Here is a 26,742-nt window from a genome sequence, read left to right as displayed (position 1 = left end):
TGCGGATTGTAGTTGCTACATCATCAATTTTTGCGTTATCATATTTTTGTTTGATGGTATACATTTTAGGAATTACGATCCTGTCAAGTCCTTCGACAGGGATATGCATCTCCGGAAAATTAATATTCATGCTGCTTTATCCTTTCTTACGGTATTGATCGAATCCTAAACTAACGACGAAAATTAATTGTTTTTGATAAATATGTCGAATCACCGTTATCAAATGCTGTTGAAAGATCTTATTTCTCGTTCTTTTTCAAGAGCAAAACCATATTAATTATGGCAACCATCAAACCAGCTATACATATTGTCGTAGCTCCTCCTGTCATCTTTGGATTTATTCCCCCAGTGAACGCATTAAATGTGCATAATATCAATCCAGCTATACATATTATAATCATAATTTTAGCAAATAATATTTTTTTCATTTTCAACTCCTTTTTTAACATCACACTTTACAAAAATAAATTAAGCAATTTACGCAATCCTCTTCAACGGTAACCGGGCGGCAAGAATCATGGTTACTGTAAATTTTAGAGTTTCAGCACTATCACCTCAATTTATAAACTCTCACTGCTGCATAACCTGAGTTAATCATCAATATAATATTTTATACCATTTATTATCAGGTTATGTTCGTCTTTCCATGATATTTGCATATTTTCAAATTCGCCCCACTTTCCGGTATAAATGCGGACCGGAAATTTCGAAAGTTTACAGAAAAAAAAGTTAACCGTCTTGTTGTTGTAATTGACATCGACAAGTGTTGCCCCTCCCAGTCCGCCTTGATCGTTGTCAATAACATCAACAGTATATGTATTTTGTGGAGATGCTACGGATTTTACTACTTTATTAAACCCAAAGTCCTCAAAAATAAAATCAATAAATGCAAAGAATAGTAATAGAACGATTAGCAGAATTGATAAAACTGCGGAAACAATTTTTAATATGAACGGAGATGAAAATTTGGCTAACATTACAATCGAACAGCCACAACCTATAAGCACAAAGATAATCGTTAATTTCCAGTTACTTTCATAAATATAAAACAAACCATTTATGGCAGACAATGGTAGCATCAACGCCGAAAATATTGCTTGAGTTTTGCTTAACGAAATTTTCAAGACCCACAAAGACACCAATGCAACTATTGAAATAAGCGCCAGTACTATAATTGATATCAGATAATTGTTCAGAACAAAATCGTATCCACCGATCGCCGCAATGATTTTACAAATAGGTAGAAACGCATATAATATGCAAATAACCATCGGAATCATACCCAATATTCGTTTCAAATTCTCACCTTCTTTTTTTCAGTATAGCACATTTATGAGAACGCAACAAACGAAACGTCTCCCATGTCATAAAAATAAGCCTACAGGCAATGCACCGGCAATTCGAAGAAACAAGCATAGCAGCAATAACAGCCTAAACATAGCCAAGAAATGAGCCTGTCATACTCATAACAGCGGTTCTATTTAAATTTTTGGCGGTGTGTTTAGCTTCATGAAAAGAGAAAGACCGCTTAACATTGTGCTATATCAACATTCTCGGACGGGAGAATGAGATGGTTCAATTGTTCCTCAACATCAAGAGCTAAAACAACTGAGAAATTTTATTTGACCAGAAAATCATCAGCAAATACAAGTACTTTTAAAAAAATAATTCACAGTTACTTTAAATTCAAAAATAATTGAATTTGTTCGTTCAAAATGAGAATTAAGCAACGGAGCCGTACTGAACCCCCTTCACGGAAATAAGCAATTTAGTTCTATTTTATTACCGATAATTTACTTTTAGTATTCATTTAAAATAAAAAGCGACTAAATGTTTCTATTTAATCGCTTTTATATTGCATTATATTCATTTTTGGCGAAGGCGGACCGTACCGGTTCAAGGTGACAATTCACATAAAAGATTATCGACATGACATGTAAACAAGAAAGCACAAAATTATTTACGCTACAGAATAAGTCCAGAAAAATGTCCGCACCCCCATCATCGCGTCGTCAATAAACTGGCCGATTTTGATATCCTTGGCGTTATCCATAATAAAGGTCCACCGGGATTCTTTGGGCACCCAGAAGATATTCTCGGATGCATATTCGTCCCGATCTTCCTCAAAGCCTTCCCCTTCGGTCACCAGTTCGTTATATTTGGTTTCAAATTTATCCGAGATATATTTTAAGAAGATCAGCCCCAGCACGACGTGCTTGTATTCGCTGGTGTCCATACTGCCTCTTAATTTATCTGCTGCTTTCCAGAGGGTTTCTTCAAACCCGATGTTACCTGTGTTTTTTATGTTGGCCTCCGTTTACGGTTTTTTTATCACACCAGGCGTAACATTACCCGAATTTTTTTTAATGACGTGATCATTTGAATTTTGACTTTATCTCTTTAATTATACGCTTCAGGCTCTTAAATGGCTAGTGAAAATCACAGTTTTACGCCACGCGACTTCCTTGTATTCACTTTTTTTAGCACATGTCAACGATTTGATATTTACCGGTTTGGACACTAAAAAAAACGACCAGGTATCGCTACCTCGTCGTTTCTGCTATTTTTTCTTAATCGTTATATGTATCCACCAGTTTCCCGCTACTATCATACAACTCGGCCGGATCACTCTTGCTTTTATTCCAGGTCCCACCACCATCGACTTCAATCAGCATATAGCCGGTAAAATCGACTTCATTTACTACCGCTATTCCAAAGCAACCGTTGGTGTTGCCATTTTTTGCGGCGAATAAACAATGCATCCGATATCATTAATCACGCTGCCCGAAGGAATACTGCGATTATAGTCAACCGGTAATAGCCAGACAACTTGATCACTTAATTCCGCCGTTGAGTTCCAGTTTTGGTCAACGGTTATCGTTCCCGGAAATGATAATTTTATTTTCCAGCCATTGATATCCACATCATTCTGATTATTAATTGTGATGGCATACTGATAATAATAATTATTACCTTCAGACCATGAATTTGTCATTTTTACAGTCGCAACTACCTCTTCTTTTCCCGCTGAATCATTTTCTTCGGTGGGATTTTCAACCACCGGTGGAGTGTTATCAGCTTCGCCCTGGTCAGTATCTTGGCCCAACCCCAGATCTTTATCATTACCCAACATTTTGACCAGCCATTGTCCCGAAGCCGAAAGTTCGGATTCCAGCCAATTACCGGTTTTACTGCAATCACTGCGAATCAGCGCCGAAGTTTCATTTTTATTTGACAAGTTCCAGGCAATATAGCTGACCCCATATTGATTTAATACGTCCATCCACTTGGTGGCTTCTGCTTCATTGATTGCCCCATTTCCCGAGGAATCGCAAATGCCGTATTCGCTGACAAAGATGGGCAGTCCCTTTTCAATTGCTGCAACCATTTTATTTCGCAACCCATCCCGATGGGTATCAGCATAAAAATGGAGGCTATACATGATATTGGAATATCCGGAAATAGGATCGGCCGCCGCCTGATCGACATCTTGCGACCAGGTTGGGGTACCAACAATGATAACCGCATCTTGATTATGCGCCTTGATCACCGGGATCACTTTTTCAGCATAACCCTTGATCTGATTCCAGGTCGTTCCGTTGTTTGGCTCATTACAGATTTCATAAATGACATTGTTATTGTCTTTGAACTGCTCAGCCATTTCATCAAAGAACGCAATGGCTTCGGCCTGATGGGTCTCGGGATTTCCATCACTGAGAATATGCCAATCGATAATCACATACAACCCCAAATCAGTGGCCAGATTAACCCCTTTTTCAACCTGTTGTTTCAGCAATGCCCGGTTATTTTCATCTCCCACACAGTAGCCATTATATTCTTCAGTATACATAGCCAGCCGCACTGCATTGATACCCCATTCATCCCGCATGGTTTCAAAGGCGTTAGCATTAACATATTCTGGAAACCAGGAAAGGCCATGGGTTGAAACCCCTTTTATCTGAAAAGCCGAACCATTTTCATCGGACAGTTGAGTACCAACCACCGATAGCATCCCATGTTCATCGACCGGTGTCTGATCTGTTATGACCTCATCTTCATTTATAATTTTAATCCGAATCGATTCCAAACGTCGGGACTGACCCGTTTCGCCGGCAATTTCACCGTCTTTTTTCCACCCCTGGGACCAGCCATAATCTTGGCCATGAACGCAATAAGCAACGGAATAACCCGGCAGTTGTTGACCATCTGCGCCTAAAAGAATGATCTGAATGGCTTCGACTCGTTGGCCTTTTCCCTGAGATCCGGCGAAATCACCATCTGCAATCCAATCGGTTGATTGATTTAAATCAGTTGAAGCCAACCATCCCTGATTTTGCACATGGACATTGTATCGAATACTAGTTCCAGCCGGCAATTGATCGGTTCCGGTCAGCTTGATCCAAAATCCCTCAATCCGCTTACTTTCTCCGGTAGTCCCAAGCATGTTACCATCTTCCACCCACGTTCCATCGGTGGGACAATCGCCATAATCCTGAACATGACCACGGTAAGCGACCCCTATTTCAGTCACCGTTTCGTTTTTGTCAGCGGCTGAAACACAGCCAGACATAAATACAGCACTCAGTACCAAAATCAAGATAATCAAATAACCCTTTTTCATTGGTATTCCCCTTCTTTAATCTTTCGGCTTTTTTGTTCATGGTTGTTATGCTCTTATCGTAAACTGATTCTCTTTTTATTGCTACTGTTTTTTCTTTTTTGTGACGTGAACTCCTGGGGCGTCAGAGATTTTTTTATTTTCTTAGAATCTACATCATCACAATCATCAATGCCATCTGTATGCCAAGAACCATTCCTATAGACGTTTCTACCTAGAAATAATAAAGCCATCTCATCTAATCAAGGCTGCCTTTATTAAATCGATTCCTAAGTTTTGTATCGCCACAATTCTATCTACTCAACTATGCGACTTTTTACAATATATAGATTCTCGCAATGCCAACATTTTACAAAGGATTCTGCTATTCCAAATTCGCTGGAACATGCAGAAGCCCTTGTTTTCAACACTTTTCGACTGTTTATCTCTCACCCCTAGAAATCAATACGACTGTCTCAGCGTGCCTAGTTCAAAGAAATATTTAAATCATTTTTAACTAACAAAATGCACACCCCCTTTTAAAAAACGCACCCTTTTGCACACCCCTGCTCTGATTCTGAATTCTTCTACACATGGGCGATTATTCCCAATTCCGGCAACCAACCGTTTCGTTATTATTAAATTTCCATCGGCTCTCAAACCCTTTTATAAAGCCATTTATATCAAAAAATAAAAAAGCCACCTCATAACAAGGCGGCCTTTATTGTATCAATTTCTATATTCTTATTTGGTGGAGGCGGACCGTACCGGTTCAAGGTGACAATAAATATAACTGATTACAGACATACAAAACTACTCGGTTAAGGCAGATCCAATCATTGACCTACTGATTGTGAATCAACAACAAAATGGCATATTAAAACCATTACTTGGTTATATAAGACATGTTTTGGACAGTTATTTGTCTCTTTTTTCAAATGCTTGTCCGTATTCTACTAAATTCTATTTGATTCTACTCATTGCAACCTCACTGCTAAGCCATCTCAACTATCATTTATTAATCATACTCCACCCATAATCACTCTGTAAATTAAAACGCATTATTAGAGTAGCCTCGGTGTCTGACACCAACTTATAATTTTTCGGTATAATTGGAAAGCAGGTCCTTATCACCGTAGTATTGTTGCATAAACTCAGTAGCATAATGCCAGTTTTTTTGAAAGAAAAGCACCAGCCAGACCAATCCAATAATAACAAAAATGACCGACATAATTAATAACGGCGGCATATAAGTGGGTATTATTTCAGTTGAAGTATCGGAGCTAAGTAATGAAAAATACTTAAACCACACCACCACCAGATTATGCAGGCCATGAATGGCAATACACGGAAGGAGACTTCCGTATTTCATAAAGATCACACACAGCACCATACCAACGAGGGTCGGACTGATACCCGTGGATAGATGCATCGCTCCAAAAATCACTGAGGATATAATCACTGCCTTGGATGGTGAAAATCGTGTCAGCATTTTATTAAAGATAAATCCTCTAAAAATCAGTTCTTCACAGATTGGTGCCAATACAACAGTGGATACAAAATCAAGCCCCCAATTGGTAGTGGTTTCAGGCAGTTCGTTGAATCCCCCAGCGGGCAAAATAAAAGTAATTCCTAGGGTAATCAACAATAGAATACCCATTCCAAGTAATTCCGGAAATAATGCAGCAGCGATAGTTTCTCTAATTTTGAATTTTATCGGTTGCAGCCATTCCAGGAAGGATAGATGGTATTTTTTAAAATGATATAACATCCAGCCGATGGGAAAGAAATATAGGGATAAGGTTCCGGCAAACGAAGTGACATATGGTCTCCCTAACCTTAGTAAGGTAAAGAGGATCAAACTTAACGCCAATGTAAAAATAACCCCCAAAATCAGATACCGATACTTCATATTTTTTAACATCTCTATCAAATTTAACCCTCATTTCATATTTTCATATTTTTAAACAGTGTAGGAATCCGAAAAAAACCATTTCGAAAATATTAACTTACCCATTAATCCACAATTCTAATTTTTCTAGAAATAATTGGAGATAGCTCTTTTGTTCTGTAATAATCTGTCCTTCTATTGGCATTCCTATTTTTAAATCAGCTTCTTTCCCATTATTGCCTTTAAGTGTTTTGTCATCAATCAGTATTTCTGCTTTATAATAGCTACCACTATTATCTTGAGTCATCGATGAATCAATATCCAGACTATTAACTTTACTTTCAATAAATCCGTATTCTTGATATGGCAAAGAGTAACTGTGAATTTTTACAGTTTGATCTACTGCAATATTTGATATCTCTTTTGAAGGGATATATAATTCAATCTTTAATTGATTTGTTTCATTGCCATTAATTTTAATAATCTCAGTGCCTGCTTGTAACATGTCATTTTTATTTAATGGCGAAATAAAATGTATGTAACCATTCAGTTGGGCTTTTATCACATAATTTTGTAGCTCTATTTCACTTTTCTTTAATTGTGATGTATACTCTTTTAACTGATCTTCTTGTTCTTTTATCTGAGCTTGAGTTTGACTTAACTCATTATCAATATATTTATCACTTTCAATATCATATCTTTTCGATATACTATTTGATATGCTGATTGATTGTTGACTATTATCAATATTGGCTTGATACGATTTTAATTGACTTTTATACGTCTGAATCATTTGCTGATTTTGACTTATCTGTGATTCGTTTATAGAAATTTCCGAATTTACTTTATCCAGTTTTTCCTGGATTTCTTGTATATCCAGACTACTTTGATTTTCTACTAAATTGATATTATTTTTTATAGTTGTAATTTGATCCTCATATTTAGCACTTGTATCTGTCATTTCACTCATATTTGTTAATAAGCGATTGTTTTCATCTTCCAATGAAGATATTTGGCTTTGTAATGCACTCGATTCTTGATTATTATTTTCAATTGCACTCTCGTAACCTTCTGTTTTTATTGTCTCTTGCGATTGAGTATTATTGTTTAAATTTAATTGATTTTGGAAGTTCAAGTATTTATAATAATACTCTTTTTCATCATCATTTTGAGAAAATAAATTTGAATTTTGAACAATACTGGTTTCATACTTTTTTAAGAGTTCTCTTTTTCCACTAGTATCGATTATTTTTTCTTCTATTGTTTTATTTTCCAATACTACGCTCTCATCATCCAGTGTGATCAGTACATCACCAACTTTGACAAAATCGCCTTCATTAACTTTGACCTCTTGAATTTTACCATTTACCAATGGAATGATATTATTAGAATTTACTGCCTGAACAATCCCTTGTGCGTTCACCACCACTTCTTTTTGACCAAAAAAAGACCAAATAATTAATGCAATCAGTAAAGCTAGAAATATATAGATGAAACCAATAATAAAATGCGGTGGCTTTTTTTCTAATAGTTCTCTGCTGTCACTTAGTTCCTTGATGTCAACCATATTTTTCATTAGAGACACCTCCAATCTTTTTAGATAAGCAAAATTCAGATTATCTTATTTCTATTTTGAATTTTCGAAAGTAGTGATCACTGAGCCTTAATTTAAGGATGACATCATTCTTTAAATAAACTAGTAAATAATATGTATCTAAAGATTTTTCCTTTGTTTCATATGTATCAATATCACTAATGTCAATTATTTTTGAAAAATTATAGATTAAATTATTGTTATATATATATGAAGTATTCTTAAAAACAAACAAATGCAACATAAAGGCAAAGAGACTATATATAATAAAATCATGATTCATATTAGAATCAGTATTCGTCACCGCTATTACGTCAATTATGTATGCGACCTTTCCTAAGATTACTAAAAAATATCCAATATTATCATTAATACTTGATGAACCATCATAAGGATATTTTAATACTATTCTGAATTTTAAATTAATGTAAAATGTAAAAAGATATAATTAAAAATATTGCCAATATCGCAGTATAAATCAGATTATCTATTCGATTGCGATCCAATAAATAAACAAATACTGCCAACATTATAATCAGTAATACTAAATCAACATAATATTTTTTTCTCATTTTAACATCACGCTATTTCAAATTATTTCAATATTAATACACTAGGCAAACGAAGACACTAAACCAATTACAGCCGCAAGACCATTGGCAGCTGCCAACATTACAGCACCAGGTCTAACTGTTAATACAACATTATACGGTGTCCATGCAATTTCTATAATACTAATAGCAATTGCTACCATATCCAGAGCCTTGTATCTCTTTTTATTCGCTCCTTTCAGTAGATAACATTTGATCGGGAAATTGACTTTCCCATAATTCATAATATTTCTCTTTTTTCTTAAGTAATTCTTGATGGGTACCGGCTTCTATAATCTGCCCCTGATCCATTACAAATATCTTATCACAAGAGCGTATAGTACTTAGACGATGTGCAATAATGATCATGGTCATTTCTTTAAAGTTTTCCTTTATCAGATTTTCAATGGATTTTTCTGTTGTTGAGTCTAAATTTGATGTTGCCTCATCCATGATCAAGATATCCGGGTTTTTAATTATTGCCCTTGCCAATGCCAGTCTTTGTCTCTGTCCACCGCTTAAATTAGTACCATTTTCATCCAGATGGGTGTTATATCGTAATGGCATCTGATTGATAAAATCGTGCACTGTGGTTATTCTACATACATCGATAATTTCTTCCATCGTTGCGTTCTCATTACCTAACATCAAATTTTCTTGTACTGTTCCACTAAATAAAAATATATTCTGTGGAATGTACCCTATTCTTTGGCGTAATAAATCTCTGTTAATATCCTGGATATTGTAGTCATCGATGAGGATTTCGCCTTTTTCGATTTGATAGAAATTTAAAAGCAGTTTTGCTAATGTCGTTTTTCCAGATCCGCTTTCTCCCACTAACGCAATACGTTCACCCACGTTTATCTTCATATTGATATCTTTTAGCACCAGTTCTCTTGTTCCATATCTGAAATTTACATTTTTGAAACTAATCTTCCCCATTAGTTTCAGAGGTGACAATTTTTTATATTCCGTTTCATCTTTTTCCAATTCCAAGTCTAAAATTTCTGCCAGTCTTTCTGCTGATACAATTGCTGTTTGCATTGACAACTGTAAATTTATAAGATTTCTGATGGGATCTAGAAAATACACCAATAGTGCATTAAACGTAAACAATTGACCAATGCTCATAATTCCATCCATTACTTGAATTGAACCTACCCAAAGAATAATCAGACCACCTGATAATTGAACAATAGTTTTTAAGCTGCCTTGAGCATTTTGAAGGACACCACCTTTGAAAACAGTTTTTAATAATTTCACAAATCTTTTTTCTGTTTCAAAATCACTTCTATCTTCAGCATTAAAACTTTTTACAGTTTCTATACCTTGTAATGATTCAACTAAATAGGAAGTAACTTGGGAATTCTCCTCCATGATTTCTTGTTGATTTTTTTTATAAGATTTATTGAATGACCAAGCAATAATCCCATAAAAAACTGCAATCATAACAGCTATTCCAAATAAAATGCTACTCTGAATGAAAAGTATTATCCCGCCTGCAAAAACCATGATGGTATCAATCATCAAAGTAAGTGTCGAACCACTAATAGCATCTCTTATTTTTGATGCATCCATAAATCGTGATATTATCTCTCCTACTTTACGTGTTCCAAAAAAATTCATCGGCAACTGTAAAACATGTTTGTAATAACCTAATATGAGTGGTATATCTAACCGCTGGGAAAGATATAATAATAAATGCGAACGAAATGCACCCAGTATGGTTTGAAAAACATATAAAAGCAGAAAACCTATGGATATAACATTAAGTGTTCCTCGTAAATTATTTGGTAATATATCATCCATTAAAAATTTAAAATAAAACGAAGCTACAATACCTAATAAAGTGATTATAATTGATGCCAGAAATACATTAAACAATAATGCCTTTTGTGGCATTAGTAATTGAAAGAATCGTCTTAATACCCCTTGATTGTGGTTTCCCTTTTCAAAACTTTGCGTAGGCACCAGAATAATAAGAACTTTTGTCCATCGATTTATAAATTCTTCTTCCGACAGTACTTGTATTCCCTTTGCCGGATCAGCTATGATAATTTGTTTTTTCTTTTTATTGATTTTATGTATTACCACGTAATGAAGTAGGCTTTGATCGATTAACATATGGGCTATCGCTGGAAGCGGAAAATCATTATATAATGATTCAGCTGTTCCTTTAACCGCTTTTGCAGTAAAGCCCAGTTTTTCTGCTGCCTGTACCATACCAAACGCATTTGTTCCCAGTGTATCCGTTCCTGCTAATTCTCTTATTCTTGATATTGACAAATTTAGACCATACGTCTTTGAAATTGTAGCCAAACATGCTGCACCGCAGTCTTGTATATCATGTTGCTTAACACAAATATATTTCTTGAACATTCCATTTACCATAAATTCCCTTTTAATTAATTTAATCTTCAACATTTCCAATATGTAACATCACCCTTATTTCTAACATAAGCACCTTTTGGTATTTGCCTAAGAATAACAAAAAAGGAAATGATATCTCCGCAAGATAGCATTCCATTTATTAGAGCTATCTTTGACAGTATTTCAATATTTGATTTGAATATTGAAATACATATGATTGGAAATAATGTCAATAACAGTAAGGGGAATAACCCAACGAGTAAATACCTATTTTTTTTTATATCATTTGCGTAATCTACATAAAATGAACCTCTATAATATCCAAAATATATATTAGTTGAAGTAATTCTTTCTGGTAGAAGTATCACATGCAACAATTCATGAATTGGAATGATAACAATCAAAATAACAAACCACATGTAGTTATCCCAAATAGCAAATTTATAGTTAACCCCAATAATTAGTTTTATAATAAATCCAACCACTATTACAACGAGAGTAGCTACTAATATTTTCATAATGAATATCTTTACATTACTAGGCTCATTAATTCCTTTATAGCCTTCTTCCACAGGATCAAAATCTTCATTTTTAGGTAATTTATTAAAAAACCATTTCACAATTCCACCTCTCATTCAAATTAATTTGCTATATCATCAATTGAAATTTTTTTCTTTAAACTAACCTATTTACCAGCCCATCATACCGGCCACTGTTTCATAGCCCCAGTCCAAAACTTTTCCTATTGCCCAATCAGCAGTCGATGCAAGAAGAAAGGAAGCCGCAATTACAACCCAACCTGCAACTTCTAACTTAGTTATTCCACCCATTACTTCATACATTTCTTTATTACTCAGTTCAGTCATTCCATTATTCATCATTAATTCCATTTCAATTCCTCCTGTTATTATATTTAAATGTATTGATGATACAGCAAATTCAACGATTATATTTATCTTTAGCGATATTCGCGAGTATTCCTAACAATGAGACAGCGATGATCTCCCTTTTTTATGGAGAATCGTCTTTTAAGTGCAATAATAAAATGCACCCAACTATTTTTTTGTTCTGTTTAATTGATTCGTTACTCTTCCCAATACAAGCATAATACTAACCACAACAAACCCCATCATTATACAGATTGAAATTACTAATTGTCCAATGTAACAAAACAACAAAACCAAAAATATAAATAAACCTAAAGAGATATGTGTTCTTTTTTTGTACAGGGCTTCTTCAGTTTGACTTAACGGCTTATTTACAGCCTCTACTGGCGCAAGAAAAAAGATGATAGTTCCCGCTACTAGTGTCAGGGACATACAAATAACCCCTGTCCATGATACAATCTTAATACATATCAAAGTGGCTGTAATCATTGCTACCGAATACATATAACATCTTACCTGCGTTTTTGCATGACAGCCCCCTGCGTTGGAACGAAGTGGAACATATGTTATAATAAAGATGATACTTTCCCACACCATGTGTAGCACAATACCGATTACCAAAATCGTAGCAAGGTTAATGATCATCACCATTCCTTGCTTTAAACCATATGTATATAGATCCCTGTTCTTTGAAATGATGATTTCCTTGCTTACAAGTTTGTCTGTAATTCTATCTGCAACCGAGCTTCTCATTAGAACTTTCGGAGTTTTTCTGCACCCACTGGTAGTTTTGGCTGGTGCATAATAAAAAAACAGGCGGTATTAATATTTAATGTTGTTACCATCAACGCCATAACTGCAATAACCTGATAACACTTTAATGATAGATTTTTCAAAATAGTTCCCCCTTTTTTATCTTATATTGGCCTAAATCTACCATATATTTTCATTTGTGCGAGTTCATGTTGAAATTAATATATTTTTTTGTAGCGAATTAAGATTTTTATTCAAATAAAAAACGAGCAACCTTATTAAAAAAGTTTGCCCGCAACATATTCTATAGAAACAACAGAAGGGAAACCGAGAAGATATTATCTTGCTGTGTTATTTCCATGGAACCATCGTATTTTTGTAAAACGCTTTTTATATTTTCCAGACCTAAACCATGTTGGTTCTGTTCTTTGTGCGTTGTGAGATATCGATTCCCCTTTTTTAATCGTTCACCTTGATAAGGATTTTCCACCAGAACAATTAAACGGCCTTTATTATAGTTCATTTTGATTTTTATCTGACTTTCTTTTTCCAACTCAGAAATGGCTTCAATTGCGTTATCCAGTAAGTTCCCCAAAATAATTGCCAAATCAAATGATGAAATACTCATTTTTTCCGGAACACACAGATCCAATGACGTTTTTATGTTTTTCTGTTCCGCTTCTTGAATTTTAAAATTCAAAATGCTGTCAATATCTATGTTTTCTGTACATACATGTTTTTTCTTATCATCATAGATATCGGTCATCTTGGATAGATGTTTTAAAGATGCTTCACTTTCTCCCTTATCAACCAATGCGTAGATAACAGATAAATGATTTCTCAAATCATGTTTCATTGCTTTTGTCGTTTTTAATGATGATTCCATTATTTCAAATTGCTTTTTATAATATTTGTTTTGCTGGTTAAGCAGTCTCTTATCCATTTTATCTGCTATGGTTGCTGAAATAACATCATATAAATAAAAGATTGAAAAATTCATGAGTAAAATGAGAATAATTGCGATTATAACCTGTTTCCAGGAAAGACCATTGGCTTGAAATAAGATTAGGATAATATATAAAGATGAAATTGGCATTAAAATAATAGCAAACCAGCTTGCCAACGGGATTATTTCTCCTTGCCTGATATTTTTATAATTGTTAAGAACACGAACGACCAAATATAACATGATTTGTACAATGATGAGTCCGTATTCTGACGAATAATTGTTAGCTGACGTCAGGGGAAAATTAAAATAGCCCGAAAACAACCCAACGATCAGTTCAATACACATCAATATTAAATAAATCAAAAATACTGACAAAAGACGCCTTTTCATAACTGCTCGATAGTTGAAAGATAGCCCTAAAAAAGCAAGGATATTACAGATCATCATAACGACCGGTATATTAATGTTTAAATATACCATCGCTATAAATACTGAATATCCCAGATATGATAGAAATTCAATTCTTTTATTTACTTGTTTCGTCTCAAAAAATATATGCATGAATTTATAAACAATATATGTTCCAAAAGTATTTGATATCAGATATACCATCTCATAGGTGCTTATATTCATTAAAGAAACCTTTCGTTTTCGTATCTCATCTGTAATCTTCTTACTTCTTTTCTTTTTAATTGACTGATAGGCAAACAAATTGAATTACACATAACAACCTCGTCATATTTAAACTTAGCTACATACTCATAATTTACAATGTATGATTTATGAATATTCAGAAATCGATGCTTGGCAACTTGATGAAATATGTCATGCAGTTTTCCATAAAACATTTCTTCTTCTGTAGGTGTCACGATTTTAATTTCTCTGTTCACACTTTGAAAGTAAATTATGTTTTTTAGAGGAAGCTTATATGTACTAGACCCTTTTTTATAGCTAAATAGACCTCCTATTCGGTTCGCTAATTTCATTGCAAGCTCGATATCCTTGATAATCTTATCGGGCTCAAACGGTTTTAATAGAAAGTGCATCGGTCGAACTTCAAACAATTCTCGATAATAGCTTTCTTTTCCTGATACATACACAATCTGTGTGATATGATTGTCCATTTCTTCTCGAATTTTTCTGCCCAGATCAAGTCCATTTAAGCCGTTCATTTCAATATCCAGAAAGATCAAATCAAAATTATGTTCATATTCCATAAAAATATTGAGTTTTTCAGCGGAATAAAATACTTCAATTTCTATATCTTGTGTTGTTAATTTTTGATATCTTAAGATAATATTTTCAATTTCTGAACAAATTTCATACTGATCATCACATATTGCAATAAAAAACATACAATTCACCTTCATTTTCATTTATAATATTATTTTACATGAAAACAAAACAACTGTCCAGTTATGTGTTGATTGTTTTTCTATTATCAATTTAGTTGTGAGTCCATTTTCAAGATTTTAAAAGACATTATTTATTTGAATTTTAAAGACAAAAAGAATCAAAATGCACATTATTTGAACGTTTTTATTTCTGATGTGCATAAATCGTATATTTATCATCTAGTTTTCTTTAATATAGATACAAAAGAGATCCGATAAACGGCTCTCTTTTGCAAGTTTTACTGGAACTAGCAGGCAGAATCGAACCACCCACTACTGATAACTAAACAATAGTAAAATGGCATACTATAGGCATAAATATGTGAAAAGCGACATGATTACTACAAATCTCACTCTTTTTTTAAATTGCTAATCTACCACCATGCTATATGTAAGACACTTGTTACCAAAGGAAATATACAAATTAATTATTAATCACTTACATACTGAATAAACTAGCCCTGCTTCAAAACTCATTATCTACCCTTTAAATTCCCTACGTTTAATAAAAACGGTAGACTAATTGGATCAGTGTACAATCAATTAACTGAACAACAAATAAAACTATTTGAAAAAGGAGAATCAAACACTGAAGCCGTTCCGAACCCCCCTCTCAAATACAAGCCATTCTATTCAATTAATTTTACATATTTTGTAAGCGATTCAAAAGATGGCGTAGTGCAAATCAGACCGAATTATTGTAGACTAACCTGAAAGAACGTTCAAGGAGGTTAAGAATACAATGGATGAAACAAAAAGAATGCTTTGGGAAGATCGATTTGAGGAACAGGCATCGAGTGGAATGACGGTCAAAATATGGTGCACCCAAAATCAGATTACCACGTATACCTTCTATTATTGGAAACAGCGCATCCGGAAGGCGAAAATGGAACCGGTGGAGAAAGATACTGCAGCACCAATGTTTGCAAAACTGGAAATGCCATCGGCTTCTGATGAGAGAACAACGAAGGCGGGATTGATTATCAAATGGCGGGGTTTTGAGCTGATTCTGTCAGATCACAGTGATATCTCCCTCGCAACGCAGTTTATCCGGCAGCTTTCGCAGTCATGATGGATCGTTTTATCAAAGACACAACCCATATTTACATTGCATGTGGAGCCACTGACTTCAGAAAACAGATGGATGGTCTGGCCGTCGTTGTTAATACGGAGTTCAAGCTGGATCCATTCTCTGACAAATGTGCCTTTATCTTCTGCAACCGGAAAAGAAATGCCCTTAAAGTTTTACGTTACGACGGCAACGGCTTTATTCTCGCCAGCAAGAAGCTGCTCAACGGGATGAAATTTCAGTGGCCGAAAACCCCTTCGGAAGTCAAAGAAATAAACTGCCAGCAAGTTCAGTGGCTTCTCCAGGGCCTTGAAATCGAGCAGAAAAAAGCCCTTCAGCCGGTAACGATGACACTTGAGAACAGCTGCTTTTAACGGTTTCAAAAAAGCGCAAATAAATTTTGAAAATGGCTTTAAAGTAGCGTTTTCAAGGCATTTTATTACCAATAAATGTAGCGTTTTGAAGCTAAAAATGGTATAATAGTACCAATAAAAAGCAAAGGAATGGATACCGATGACGGGACAAGAAGAACTGCTGATATTGCGGGCGCTGGTGGAAAAACAGAAAGAAGAACTTGCCGCCAAAGACGAAATCATTGCCAAACAGAATATCCGAATTGAAAACATGGTACAGGCGCTTCTGCAGGCCAGAAAAAAACTGTTTGGCCCCTCAACCGAAACATCGAAAAAGCTGGATGGACAACTATCCCTGTTTGAAACAACACAGGAGCTTGCAAAAGAACTGTTCAACGAACAGCAGAAAATAACCGTCCCCAGTCATACCAGGAAAGCCCGCCAACCTGGAGTCCGACAGGAAATGCTTGCCGGTCTGCCCAAAGAGATTGAAGAATACATCATTGAACCGGATGAGTCTTGCTTCAAGTGCGGCGGAGAACTGAAGGTCATCGGCAAGCGGATCGTCCGGACCGAAGTGACCTACGAACCGCCAAAATTGAAGGTGAAACAGATTGTCCAGCAGATCGCAAAATGCACCCAGTGCGGGAAAGAAGACAGTGAGAATCCCAAGGATCATTTCCAGAAAGCCGCCGTACCGGTGCCGGTACTCCCGCATTCCATTGCCACGTCGTCACTGGTGGCCCAGATCATGTACCAGAAGTTTGCCATGGGCATGCCTTTTGCCCGTCAGGAAAAAGACTGGTATCGGCTGGGGCTCATTCTTTCTCGGTCAAATATGGCCAACTGGACGAACCGTTGCAGCGAAGAATGGCTGACCCCGATTTACGAACGCATTCATACCGAACTGCTTTCCTGTGAAGTTCTGCATATGGATGAAACACGGATTCAGTGTAACCGGGAGGATGGTAAAAAAGCCAGCAGCGAGTCCTATATGTGGGTGATCCGGAGCGCGGCATGCGAGACAATTCAAGCCGTTTTCTTCTACTACTCCCCAAGTCGTAAAGGGGAGATCGCCAGGCGGCTGCTTTCAGGGTTCCATGGATATTTAACGACCGATGCGTATTCTGCCTATGAAAAAGTGGAGAATATCCGGCGCAACTTATGTTGGTCGCACTGTCGCCGTTATTATATCGATAGCATCCCTCTGTCTAGCAATGGAAAAGAAATCCCAGGTTCAAAAGGTGCCGAAGGACGGGCGTACATCGACCTGCTTTTTAAAGTTGAGAACGAAATAAAGGATCTTTCCTTTGAGGAGATCAGAGAAAAGCGTCAGGATAGATCACGTCGCATCCTCGATGCCTTTTGGTCGTGGGTCGACGAAACCACGGCCATCCCAACAACAAATGAAAAGTTGACACAGGCCCTGACCTACTCTAGAAACCAGAAGAAATATCTGGAGACCTTCCTGGAAGACGGACGCCTTCCCATCTCCAATAATCTCTGCGAGGCCAGCATCAAACCTTTTGCGACAGGACGACGCGCCTGGCTTTTTGCCGATTCGCCCAAAGGTGCAACTGCCAATGCGGTACTCTACACTCTGGTGGAATCGGCCCGGGCAAACGAGCTTAATGTCTACGAATATCTGAATTACCTTCTGTCCGAAATCCCCAACAGTGACTATCTGCACCAGCCGGAAGTACTTGAAAAATATCTGCCATGGTCTCAGGAATTGCCCGAGGTATGCAGACTCAATCACAAATACAAAAAGTGCCTCAAATAATGATGTGATCAGTATAGCAGGTTTCGATCAGACTTGCTATACGCCATCTTTTGAGGCACTTACCATCCGACAAACCCCATCGCTAAGCCATTTCTACCCAAAAATAAAAAGGCCGCCTCATCACAAGGCGGCCTTAATTGTATCAATTTGTACGTTTTTATTTGGTGGAGGCGGACCGTTCCGGTTCAAGGTGACAATTAACATTAGAAAATATAGGCACTTATAAATCATTTTTTTATATTTCAATCACCGGGTTGAAATATAATTTTTCAGCTTTCAATTGCTTCGTTTAAATTAGCTTATATACTTTTTATTACAAGCATGGGAAGAAACCATTCCCTGTCAACAATGTTTAGTGACATTCAATCCTTTCAGACTCTTACCATGGAGTTTTTTTATTTTTTGCTTATTATATCTTTTTTTCATTTTTACACAATTTCATATTTAATGAATAAATCTTATGATTACATATGATACCTACTTGTGCTTATGTTACTCAATCCAAGTATTAACAACATCCTGATTATCACTTATCCATTTTTTAGCAGCATCTTGAGGATCCATGCCATTCGTAATTAGCTCTTCTAAACTACCGATTTGTTTATCAGTCATTTTAAATCTTTTGATTCTCTCTGTAATTTCGGGATATTGAGCAGCAAAATCTTTATTTCCTATCATATGAAGTTTTTCAGAGTTACCAAACGAATTCTTTGGATCATCCAAAAATTTTAAATCATATTTTGCAAATATCCAATGAGGGCTCCAGCCAGTAATGGCAATCCATTCACCATTATTATAAGCTTTTTCCAATGAAGAAATCATTGCAGCTTCACTTCCTTGGATAATTTTAAAATCATCAAGTGAATAGTCTGAGCAAGCCATCCCCGCAGCCTTCATAATCCCAGCACCCGGATCAATACCGATGATTTTACCACTAAACTTGTCTTTATTTGCTTCTAAATCTACGATAGAATTAATATCTACATATTTTGGAACAACAATTCCAATTTTTGCCTCTTCATACCAAGAACCATAATCATCCAAATTACTCTGATACTGTGACCAATAGGCTTGTTGAGTAGTTGGTAGCCATGCGTCAAAGAAAATATTAATATCCCCCTTATTTAAACCAACATAAAGCGGAGCTAAGTCCAATTGAGTTAGTTTTACATTATAGCCTTGATCTTCTAATAGAACTTTCCATAAATTACTTACAGCGACATCTTCAGCCCAAGTCACCTCCCCAATATTTATGATCCCTTTTGAATCACCTATGTTTGTCTGACTATTATTATTGGTTGCTTGGTTAGTATTATTAGAACATCCTACTATAGTTATTATACTAATGAAAACAACGATTACAGTTATTATCTTTTTCCAACTTAATTTACAATGAATCATAATAATATCCTTTCTCAAATTCAAATCTGACTTGCATTTTATGATATATATAAATTTTATCTTTTAATAGTATAATTTTACAAATATGTTATATTAACAAGTATTATTATTTCTTTGAGTGAGCAATTGACTGTGTTAATCTATCAAGAATAATGGCCAGAATTACTACCGCAATGCCATTTTCAAAACCCATTCCGATATTCATTTGACTAATGGCATATAAAACACCGGCGCCCAAACCTCCGGCACCAATCATTGCTGTAATAACAACCATGGACAATGAAAGCATCATAGTTTGATTTAATCCCGCCATAATGGTCGGTAATGCTATAGGCAATTGAATGTTAAATAAAAGCTGCCATGGATTAGAGCCAAAGGCTTCTCCAACTTCTATTAAATCCACAGGCACTTGCCGTATTCCTAAGTCGGTTAATTTTATTACCGGTGGCATTGCAAATATAATTGTTGCAAAAATTGCAGCAAAATTACCGAGTCCAAAGAACATCAGAGCCGGAATTAAATATACAAAGGAAGGCATCGTTTGCATAACATCAAGTACCGGCGTAACAATTCTATGAAATCCCTTACTTTTACCTGCAATAATTCCAAGAGGTATTCCAAATAAAACAGAAATAAATGCCGATACCAATACAAGAACAACCGTGTCTAAAAAATCTGGCCATAATTCAAGATTATAGATAATCAATAATCCAATTGCTGATCCTAATGCAAGTTTCCAACCAGAAGTTTTTAAAGCCAAAATCACAATAATTATGATAAATAACCACCATGGCAATATTGCTAATATGTGATGAAAACCAACGATAAATTTATCAAAATTTTTAGAAAAAGCACTCAATGGGTCGCCCCATGTTGTCATTATCCAAGCCACGGCCTGATTAATTAAATCACCCAGTGGAAATTTAGCCATCTTTTCCACCTCCTTGTTCATTGATTAATGCAGAAATAATATCTCTACTAAAAACAGAACCAACTAATTTCTGGCTATTGTTAACAACTGCTGCTATTGATTCACTCTCAATAAATTCTCCAATAGAATTTTTAACAAAAATATTTTCTGTAATAGTGGGACATCGTACTAGTTTAATCATTGATATCTTTGTGATGCCTTTGTTATATGCTTCGCAAGCTTGTTCTGATGTCAAGATACCTTCAAATTTGCCATTCTGATCTTCTATAAAAACATTATTGATATTTCTTTGCTTCATCTTTTCCAAAGCAAGCTTTATCTCATCATTTAAGCCAAATACAAACGATGGTGTTTTCATAATGTCTTTTATTGTCAAAAAATTACTTTTATCGACACTATGTAAAAATTTTTTTATATAATCATCTGCTGGATTAGTGAGCATTTCTTTTGGAGTTCCGACTTGTATAAGTTTACCATCACGCAAAAAAGCAATCCGATCACCCAACTTTAATGCTTCATTTAAATCATGTGTAATAAAAACAATTGTTTTTTTTAATTTTTGTTGTAATGTTATTAATTCACATTGCATTTCTTCACGAATCAGTGGATCAAGAGCGCTAAATGCTTCATCCATCAGCAAAATGTCTGATCCATTGGTCAGAGCTCTAGCTAACCCTACACGTTGTTTCATTCCACCGCTTAACTCATGTGGGTATTTGTTCTCCCATCCACACAGACCAACTAATTTTATATATTCCTGAGCTTTTCTTTCTCGTTCTTTCCTAGGAACTTTCTGCACCTCTAAACCATAAGCAATATTACTTAAAATAGTTCGATGAGGAAGTAGTGAAAACTGTTGAAAAACCATTGCCATTTTTTCTTGACGGAATTTTCTTATTTCTTTTGCATTTAATTTATTTATATCTGTACCATCAATAAATATTTCTCCGGAAGTCGGTTCTATTAATCTATTCAAGCAACGTAAAATTGTTGATTTTCCACTACCTGACAGACCCATTAACACAAATAATTCGCCTTGTTTTACTGTAAAATTGACATTATTTATCGCAACTGTTTGATTTGTTTCCTTTAAAATTTCTTCCTTACTAAATCCTTTACGCATCATTTGCAAATCTTTATCAGGATTTTGGCCAAAAATTTTAATAAGGTTTTTTACAATTAACTTTTCTTCCATAGATATTCTCCTTTTAATTGATATTATCACCTTATTTAAAAACGTTTACATGCAATCTAATAAATCAGTTGCTATCTATATTATATAATTGATGATTTATAAATGCAAGAATGTTGATTTTTTTGAACTGTTATAGATTAAAACAAACCTATAGAAAGATGAAACCAATGAGTCCAGATTCACCTAATAAATCTAGTCATAATTTTAAAAATCATATATTATATTATTACTCATTGTAGGGGCTGCAAAACAGCCCCTTTTTTACAAATTATTAATCTTCAATCGGTTTATTTACCATTAAATTTGAAATCACTTTTATGGCTTCTTCAGTAGTTTCTGCCCAACCATCTGCACCAATTTCATCTGCCCAATGTTGACTTGTCGGTCCTCCACCAACAATTAAATAATATTTGTCCCTGATATTATTTTCCTCTAGATAATCAACTATTTCTTTTTGCGATTTCATTGTCGTAGTAAGTAGTGCACTAGCCGCAAGTACATAGGCTCCAACTTCATCTGCTTTTTTGACAAAATTTTCAGGAGATTGATCTGTTCCAATATCATAAACTTTGAATTTCGCAGCAGTTAATAAAGCAGATAAAATATTTTTTCCAATATCATGTATATCACCCTTAACTGTACCGATAACAATACTACCCTTGTTATCAGAAGCATCACCTTTATCACAATTAGCTAGTGCGGGTTCAAGAACATCCATCCCTGCTTTCATTGCATCTGCAGCCATCATAACATCTGGCAAAAATGCTTCTCCTGATGTCCATGCTGCTCCTACTTCTTCGATTCCTTTTATAAAACCTTGATGAACAGCATCCACTGGATTTATTTTTTCCGCGATAACTTTCTCAGCCAATTCTACCGCCAACTCATCATCCCCATCGATAATACATGCTTTAATCTCTTCAAATATTGTACTCATTTTTTCCTCCATTTTTACATTTTTATTATATTAATTCACTTTTTCTTTTTTCAATAAATTGTTCTATCTTTGCCTTTACATTGGCATCTAATTCAGGTGCTTTGTAGTTTTCAAGAACCTTCTGCCATTTTTTTTCTGCAGCTTGATTAATTTCAATTTTTTCATCATGCCAAGTATCGAAAGCTCCTCGATTGCTTAATGCAGGCATAAAGAATTCTTCTTTAAAGTTTTTGCGCGTATGTTTCTGTGTCAAGAAATGTCCACCAGGTCCAACCTTCTTAATAACATCGAAAGCCATTTTTTCATCACTACTCATATCAAAGCCTTTCAAATAGCGCAGTATCATACCGGCTATTTCATCATCCATCATGAGCTTTTCGTAAGACATCGCCATAAAATACTGAAGAATACCAGCTGCATGCATTACAAAATGTACCCCTGTCAAACTGGTTGTCAATAAAACCATCATAGATTCATACCCTGCTTGACCATCAGTGATTTTTGCATCAGTCAGCCCGCCACCTCCTCTACATGGAACGCCATAGAATCTAGCTAATTGCGCACTTGCTGAAGTAAATAGTGACCCTTCTGGATTTCCAATTGATAAAGCCCCACTTGACATATCTGTGATCGCTGATGTCGAACCATATATTACAGGAGTGCCCGGACTAATACATTGTGCCAATACTATTCCTGCTAAAACCTCTGCATTTTGCAACGATAGTGCTCCTGCCATTGTTGCCGGACCAGTAGAACCTGCCATAACAAGTGAAGCGATTACCATTGCTTGACCGGTTTCTGCATAAGCCATGAGTGCACCTAACATTCTCTGATCATATTTTAACGGGGTAAGTGAATTTATCAGGCATACTAAAGCAGGTTTTTCTTTTATAACATCCATTCCTCCATGTAAAATACCGGCTATTTTTATTGTATCCATTGCTCGTTCATAACCTGTAGAGCTTCCCATATAACATTTATCCGAATTGATAATATGACTGTAACTCATTTCAAGATGTCGTATTTCATCCGGTATATCTGTCGGTTCTACAACGTTACCACCTGTCATTTGAAAATTCTTGCTTGCACCTGCTAATTTTACAATTTTATTATAGTCGTCCATTGTAGCATCGCGTCTCTCACCATCAACAGTATGAATAAATGGTGCACCATAGCCAGGCATAAAAATGATACTATCGTCTCCAACAACCAGATTATTTTCAGGATTCCGTGCATGCAGGATAAACTGTGACGGTGCCTTTTCAATCATTTCTTCAATAAAATCACGGTCAAAATATACGCGATTTCCATCCACCTTTTGTCCATTTTTCTTCAGTACTTCAACTGCAGGTTCAAATTCAAATTCAACACCTATTTCACTTAAAATTCTCATGGTATTTTCATGAATCTTATTTACTTCTTCGTTCGTTAAAATATCAAATTTTGGTAACATTTCTAACACTCCTTCACTTTTCACTGATTATTTCTTTTTCAATTGGTTCTGTTTCTGTTTTAATTTCTAATTGAGGTAATTTAAGTTTACCTTCGTTATAATCTTCTTTCAGTGCTTTGAAGATACTATAACACATAAACAACATCACAAATGTATAGGGGAAGGCTGCTGCAATTGATGCTGTTTGCAAAGCCTTTAGTGCAGAAGTTCCGCTTGCAAGAATCAATGCAATAGTAACAGCACCCTGCGCAATCCCCCATCCTGCTCTTGATTTTTTACTAGGATCCATATCACCGCCAGATGTTAACATTGCAAGCACATAGGTAGCTGAATTCGCGGCACCTATAAAGCAGGCAATAATGAGCACAATCGATAATATAGAAGTAATACTATACAAAGGCAATTGCTGCAGTAAAGCAAATAGACCAGTTGTATAATCCTGATTAACCGCCGCTTGTATTGCACCATTAGTTACAGCATCTATATTAAAGGCTGCACCACCATAAATGGCAATCCATATAAGTGAAAAGCCTGATGGTAACAATGTTACGGCAAGAAGATATTCACGAACTGTTCTTCCTTTTGAAACTCTTGCTACAAATTGACCTACAAAGGGAGCCCAGGCAATCCACCATGCCCAATAGAATATTGTCCAACTATCTAACCATTTAATATTTCCCATCCAAAACGTTTGTCCTATAAAATTTTGTATGTAAGAACCAAATGTTGTCGTAAAACCGTTGAGAATGGCAACACAACCACCAAATATGAATATAAATACCATAAAACCAATAGATAACCATATTTTTGCATTTGCAACAAGCTGCATACCTTTCTTAAGACCAGATACGGTTGCCAGAGTGAAGATAACTGTGATTATTGCTATTATAACAGCTATCATAAATGACGAAGATTTTATTCCGAAAATGAAATTCAATCCGGTAGCTATCTGATTGGCACCCAGTCCCAAACTAGTTGCAACACCAAAAATTGTAGCAAATACTGCCAAAATATCAATAGCTTTACCAATAGGGCCGTAAATTCTGTCCCCCAATATCGGTTTAAATGCAGAACTTATTAAAAAACGTTCGCCCTTTCGAAATTGGAAATACGCTAGACCCAAGCCTCCTATTGCGAAAATCGCCCACGGAGAAAATCCCCAATGAAAGAAAGTTAATCTCATAGCTTCCGCCATTGCAGCTGCTGTTCCGGCATCTGCAACTGGTGGACTCAAATAATCCATCATTGGTTCTGAAACGGACCAAAACACAAGTCCGATTCCCATTCCGCCACCAAACAACATAGCAAACCACTGAAAATTCGTAAATTCTGGCTTATCATCATCCTTACCAAGCTTTATCTTACCCCAGGGACCTATCGTAAAGACTACAACAGCTACAATAAATAATGCTACAGAAACCAGATAAAACCACCCAAAATTTGTTGTTATACTAGAAAACAAACCATTGATAATTGTATTCATGCCTGTTGGTGCCAAAATACTTGCAATTACAAATACGGCAGCTATTACGGCCGAAATGACTAGTACGGTTCTATCCTTTTTTATCGGCTTATCATTTTGATTTTCCATCATATTACCTCTTTTCTAGAATATCTTCATGAGCGGATGATTAGTGGTTCCAAGTTTTGTTCCTGTAAATTTATTACAATATGCCAGAATACCATCAGTAGTGGCCACCGCTTGATATACCCACGGAGCATTGGATAAAGGTCCATACAGTATAAAATCAGCACCAAAACATACAGGGAATGTAAAAACTGACGATCCTGCCACTTCAAAATATGGTGTCCCTTTTTCACGCATCTTTTTCCATAGATACAACGCATTCGAGGAAGCACATCCGCCTGGATAACCATATTTTTCTTTGACTTCATTTATAGCTTTAGCACTCCAACCGCTACTAGCTACGTCAAGTACCCCTGGATCGATTAAAAACTGTTCAATTCCTGCACGTCTCGCTTTAGTCAACATGCCCTCTTCTTTTTCATTGCCAATTAGCAACTGAACCCTTCTATCAGGTTTTAAGTGTTTTTTGTCAAAAGCTAAAATTACGGCTGTTTTAACTCCACATTCTTTCACAATAGATAATTCTTCTTCACTACAATTTCCATCCAATGAATTGTAAATAATCCGATTAATTGCGGAAGAGTTGTTCGCAAAATGTTTCAAAGCATTCATTCGCACTTCTGGACTTGGACTATCAAATAAAATAGGAGTATTCGAATTTTTCAATACAAACTCCACATGTTTAATCAATGCCATCTCAGTATCTCCCAACACATCAACAATACGTGGATTTCCGGTTTCTTCTGAAAGTTCCGCTTCTTGATCTAACAATTTTTTTGCTTCTGCTTCATCAAAAATCCCCTTTTCAGGATCTTTCATAATTTTATGACCTCGGTAAAAAATACTGCCAATAAGTACAGTCGGATACTCTCCAGGCTGACCACCTATTTTTACGCCGTCAATGTCATAAACAAATTGATCTGCAGTAAATCTATACATATTCTCCTCCTTTTGGTTTGTCACAAATTGAAGTGTGCACGCTTACAATGGACTTACTATTATAATCA

23 protein-coding genes and 1 pseudogene are annotated in these 26,742 nt (G+C 35.6%); 3 read left to right on the top strand and 21 right to left on the bottom strand.

What is annotated here, in order from left to right:
* Positions 1 to 239 precede the first annotated feature (239 nt).
* The 14 genes and pseudogenes from FZC40_RS14715 to FZC40_RS14650 all read right to left on the bottom strand — a co-directional run bounded on the left by FZC40_RS14715 (position 240) and on the right by FZC40_RS14650 (position 14,986).
* A complete protein-coding gene (locus tag FZC40_RS14715) occupies positions 240 to 428 on the bottom strand; it encodes a hypothetical protein (RefSeq protein ID WP_148605721.1) in 189 nt (62 codons plus the stop codon).
* Positions 429 to 590: 162 nt separating this feature from the next.
* On the bottom strand, positions 591 to 1,298 hold the full coding sequence (locus FZC40_RS14710; protein WP_186843841.1) for a hypothetical protein: 708 nt from the start codon (positions 1,296 to 1,298) through the stop codon (positions 591 to 593).
* Between the two features lie 695 nt (positions 1,299 to 1,993).
* Positions 1,994 to 2,305 (bottom strand): annotated as a pseudogene (locus FZC40_RS14705) (type I restriction-modification system subunit M N-terminal domain-containing protein); the annotation flags it as partial.
* A gap of 265 nt (positions 2,306 to 2,570) precedes the next feature.
* A complete protein-coding gene (locus FZC40_RS14700; protein ID WP_148605717.1) occupies positions 2,571 to 2,762 on the bottom strand; it encodes a hypothetical protein in 192 nt (63 codons plus the stop codon).
* Complete coding sequence (locus FZC40_RS14695; protein ID WP_148605715.1) at positions 2,708 to 4,621, bottom strand: cellulase family glycosylhydrolase; 1,914 nt, start codon at positions 4,619 to 4,621, stop codon at positions 2,708 to 2,710. Before FZC40_RS14695 ends, FZC40_RS14700 begins: the two co-directional genes overlap by 55 nt.
* Before the next feature lie 1,069 nt (positions 4,622 to 5,690).
* On the bottom strand, positions 5,691 to 6,521 hold the full coding sequence (locus FZC40_RS14690; protein WP_148605713.1) for a CPBP family intramembrane glutamic endopeptidase: 831 nt from the start codon (positions 6,519 to 6,521) through the stop codon (positions 5,691 to 5,693).
* A gap of 85 nt (positions 6,522 to 6,606) precedes the next feature.
* Positions 6,607 to 8,064, bottom strand: a complete 1,458-nt coding sequence (locus FZC40_RS14685) for a beta-barrel domain-containing protein (protein WP_148605711.1) — start codon at positions 8,062 to 8,064, stop codon at positions 6,607 to 6,609.
* Positions 8,065 to 8,858: 794 nt separating this feature from the next.
* Positions 8,859 to 11,096 carry a peptidase domain-containing ABC transporter gene (locus FZC40_RS14680; RefSeq protein ID WP_243135838.1) on the bottom strand — a complete coding sequence of 746 codons (2,238 nt, stop codon included), beginning with the start codon at positions 11,094 to 11,096 and terminating at the stop codon, positions 8,859 to 8,861.
* The gene (locus tag FZC40_RS14675) at positions 11,090 to 11,662 is read right to left on the bottom strand and encodes a metalloprotease family protein (RefSeq protein ID WP_186843885.1); all 573 of its coding nucleotides are present in this window, start codon (positions 11,660 to 11,662) and stop codon (positions 11,090 to 11,092) included. Before FZC40_RS14675 ends, FZC40_RS14680 begins: the two co-directional genes overlap by 7 nt.
* Positions 11,663 to 11,731: 69 nt before the next feature.
* A complete protein-coding gene (locus tag FZC40_RS14670; protein WP_148605707.1) occupies positions 11,732 to 11,932 on the bottom strand; it encodes a hypothetical protein in 201 nt (66 codons plus the stop codon).
* Between the two features lie 165 nt (positions 11,933 to 12,097).
* A complete protein-coding gene (locus FZC40_RS14665; RefSeq protein ID WP_148605705.1) occupies positions 12,098 to 12,682 on the bottom strand; it encodes an accessory gene regulator B family protein in 585 nt (194 codons plus the stop codon).
* Positions 12,682 to 12,825, bottom strand: coding sequence for a cyclic lactone autoinducer peptide (locus FZC40_RS14660; protein WP_148605702.1), 144 nt, complete (start codon positions 12,823 to 12,825; stop codon positions 12,682 to 12,684). Before FZC40_RS14660 ends, FZC40_RS14665 begins: the two co-directional genes overlap by 1 nt.
* A 161-nt stretch (positions 12,826 to 12,986) precedes the next feature.
* Positions 12,987 to 14,006 carry a sensor histidine kinase gene (locus FZC40_RS14655; RefSeq protein WP_243135835.1) on the bottom strand — a complete coding sequence of 340 codons (1,020 nt, stop codon included), beginning with the start codon at positions 14,004 to 14,006 and terminating at the stop codon, positions 12,987 to 12,989.
* A 257-nt stretch (positions 14,007 to 14,263) separates the two neighbouring features.
* Positions 14,264 to 14,986 (bottom strand): LytR/AlgR family response regulator transcription factor, encoded by a 723-nt coding sequence (locus FZC40_RS14650; RefSeq protein ID WP_148605698.1) that lies wholly within the window; start codon positions 14,984 to 14,986, stop codon positions 14,264 to 14,266.
* Positions 14,987 to 15,767: 781 nt separating this feature from the next.
* Between FZC40_RS14650 and tnpA the strand changes: the two genes are divergently transcribed.
* From tnpA to tnpC, 3 genes are all read left to right on the top strand, one after another.
* Positions 15,768 to 16,097 (top strand): IS66 family insertion sequence element accessory protein TnpA, encoded by a 330-nt coding sequence (tnpA, locus tag FZC40_RS14645; RefSeq protein WP_148605696.1) that lies wholly within the window; start codon positions 15,768 to 15,770, stop codon positions 16,095 to 16,097.
* Positions 16,094 to 16,468 carry an IS66 family insertion sequence element accessory protein TnpB gene (gene tnpB, locus FZC40_RS14640; RefSeq protein ID WP_148605694.1) on the top strand — a complete coding sequence of 125 codons (375 nt, stop codon included), beginning with the start codon at positions 16,094 to 16,096 and terminating at the stop codon, positions 16,466 to 16,468. The genes tnpA and tnpB overlap by 4 nt, the downstream gene beginning before the upstream one ends.
* A 139-nt stretch (positions 16,469 to 16,607) precedes the next feature.
* Positions 16,608 to 18,230: an IS66 family transposase gene (tnpC, locus tag FZC40_RS14635; protein WP_148605692.1), complete on the top strand. Its 1,623-nt coding sequence runs from the start codon at positions 16,608 to 16,610 to the stop codon at positions 18,228 to 18,230.
* Between the two features lie 492 nt (positions 18,231 to 18,722).
* On the opposite strand, the gene FZC40_RS14630 is transcribed toward tnpC, so the two are convergent.
* The 7 genes from FZC40_RS14630 to mtgA all read right to left on the bottom strand — a co-directional run bounded on the left by FZC40_RS14630 (position 18,723) and on the right by mtgA (position 26,674).
* Positions 18,723 to 19,631, bottom strand: coding sequence for a glycine betaine ABC transporter substrate-binding protein (locus tag FZC40_RS14630; protein WP_148605690.1), 909 nt, complete (start codon positions 19,629 to 19,631; stop codon positions 18,723 to 18,725).
* Between the two features lie 106 nt (positions 19,632 to 19,737).
* Positions 19,738 to 20,562, bottom strand: a complete 825-nt coding sequence (locus FZC40_RS14625) for an ABC transporter permease (protein WP_148605687.1) — start codon at positions 20,560 to 20,562, stop codon at positions 19,738 to 19,740.
* Positions 20,555 to 21,757 (bottom strand): quaternary amine ABC transporter ATP-binding protein, encoded by a 1,203-nt coding sequence (locus FZC40_RS14620; RefSeq protein WP_148605685.1) that lies wholly within the window; start codon positions 21,755 to 21,757, stop codon positions 20,555 to 20,557. The genes FZC40_RS14625 and FZC40_RS14620 overlap by 8 nt, the downstream gene beginning before the upstream one ends.
* A gap of 271 nt (positions 21,758 to 22,028) precedes the next feature.
* The gene (gene mtgC / locus FZC40_RS14615; protein ID WP_148605683.1) at positions 22,029 to 22,694 is read right to left on the bottom strand and encodes a glycine betaine-specific corrinoid protein MtgC; all 666 of its coding nucleotides are present in this window, start codon (positions 22,692 to 22,694) and stop codon (positions 22,029 to 22,031) included.
* 25 nt (positions 22,695 to 22,719) lie between these two features.
* Positions 22,720 to 24,147: a glycine betaine--corrinoid protein methyltransferase gene (mtgB, locus tag FZC40_RS14610; RefSeq protein ID WP_148605681.1), complete on the bottom strand. Its 1,428-nt coding sequence runs from the start codon at positions 24,145 to 24,147 to the stop codon at positions 22,720 to 22,722.
* A gap of 13 nt (positions 24,148 to 24,160) precedes the next feature.
* On the bottom strand, positions 24,161 to 25,738 hold the full coding sequence (locus FZC40_RS14605; protein ID WP_148605678.1) for a glycine betaine uptake BCCT transporter: 1,578 nt from the start codon (positions 25,736 to 25,738) through the stop codon (positions 24,161 to 24,163).
* Positions 25,739 to 25,753: 15 nt separating this feature from the next.
* Positions 25,754 to 26,674 (bottom strand): [methyl-Co(III) glycine betaine-specific corrinoid protein]--tetrahydrofolate methyltransferase MtgA, encoded by a 921-nt coding sequence (gene mtgA / locus FZC40_RS14600; protein WP_148605676.1) that lies wholly within the window; start codon positions 26,672 to 26,674, stop codon positions 25,754 to 25,756.
* Positions 26,675 to 26,742: the final 68 nt, after the last annotated feature.

The organism is Acetobacterium tundrae, from assembly GCF_008086615.1.
Taxonomy (GTDB): Bacteria; Bacillota; Clostridia; order Eubacteriales; family Eubacteriaceae; genus Acetobacterium; species Acetobacterium tundrae.
Note: the sequence above shows the minus strand (reverse complement) of the source record. Positions and strands in the feature narration are given on the sequence as shown.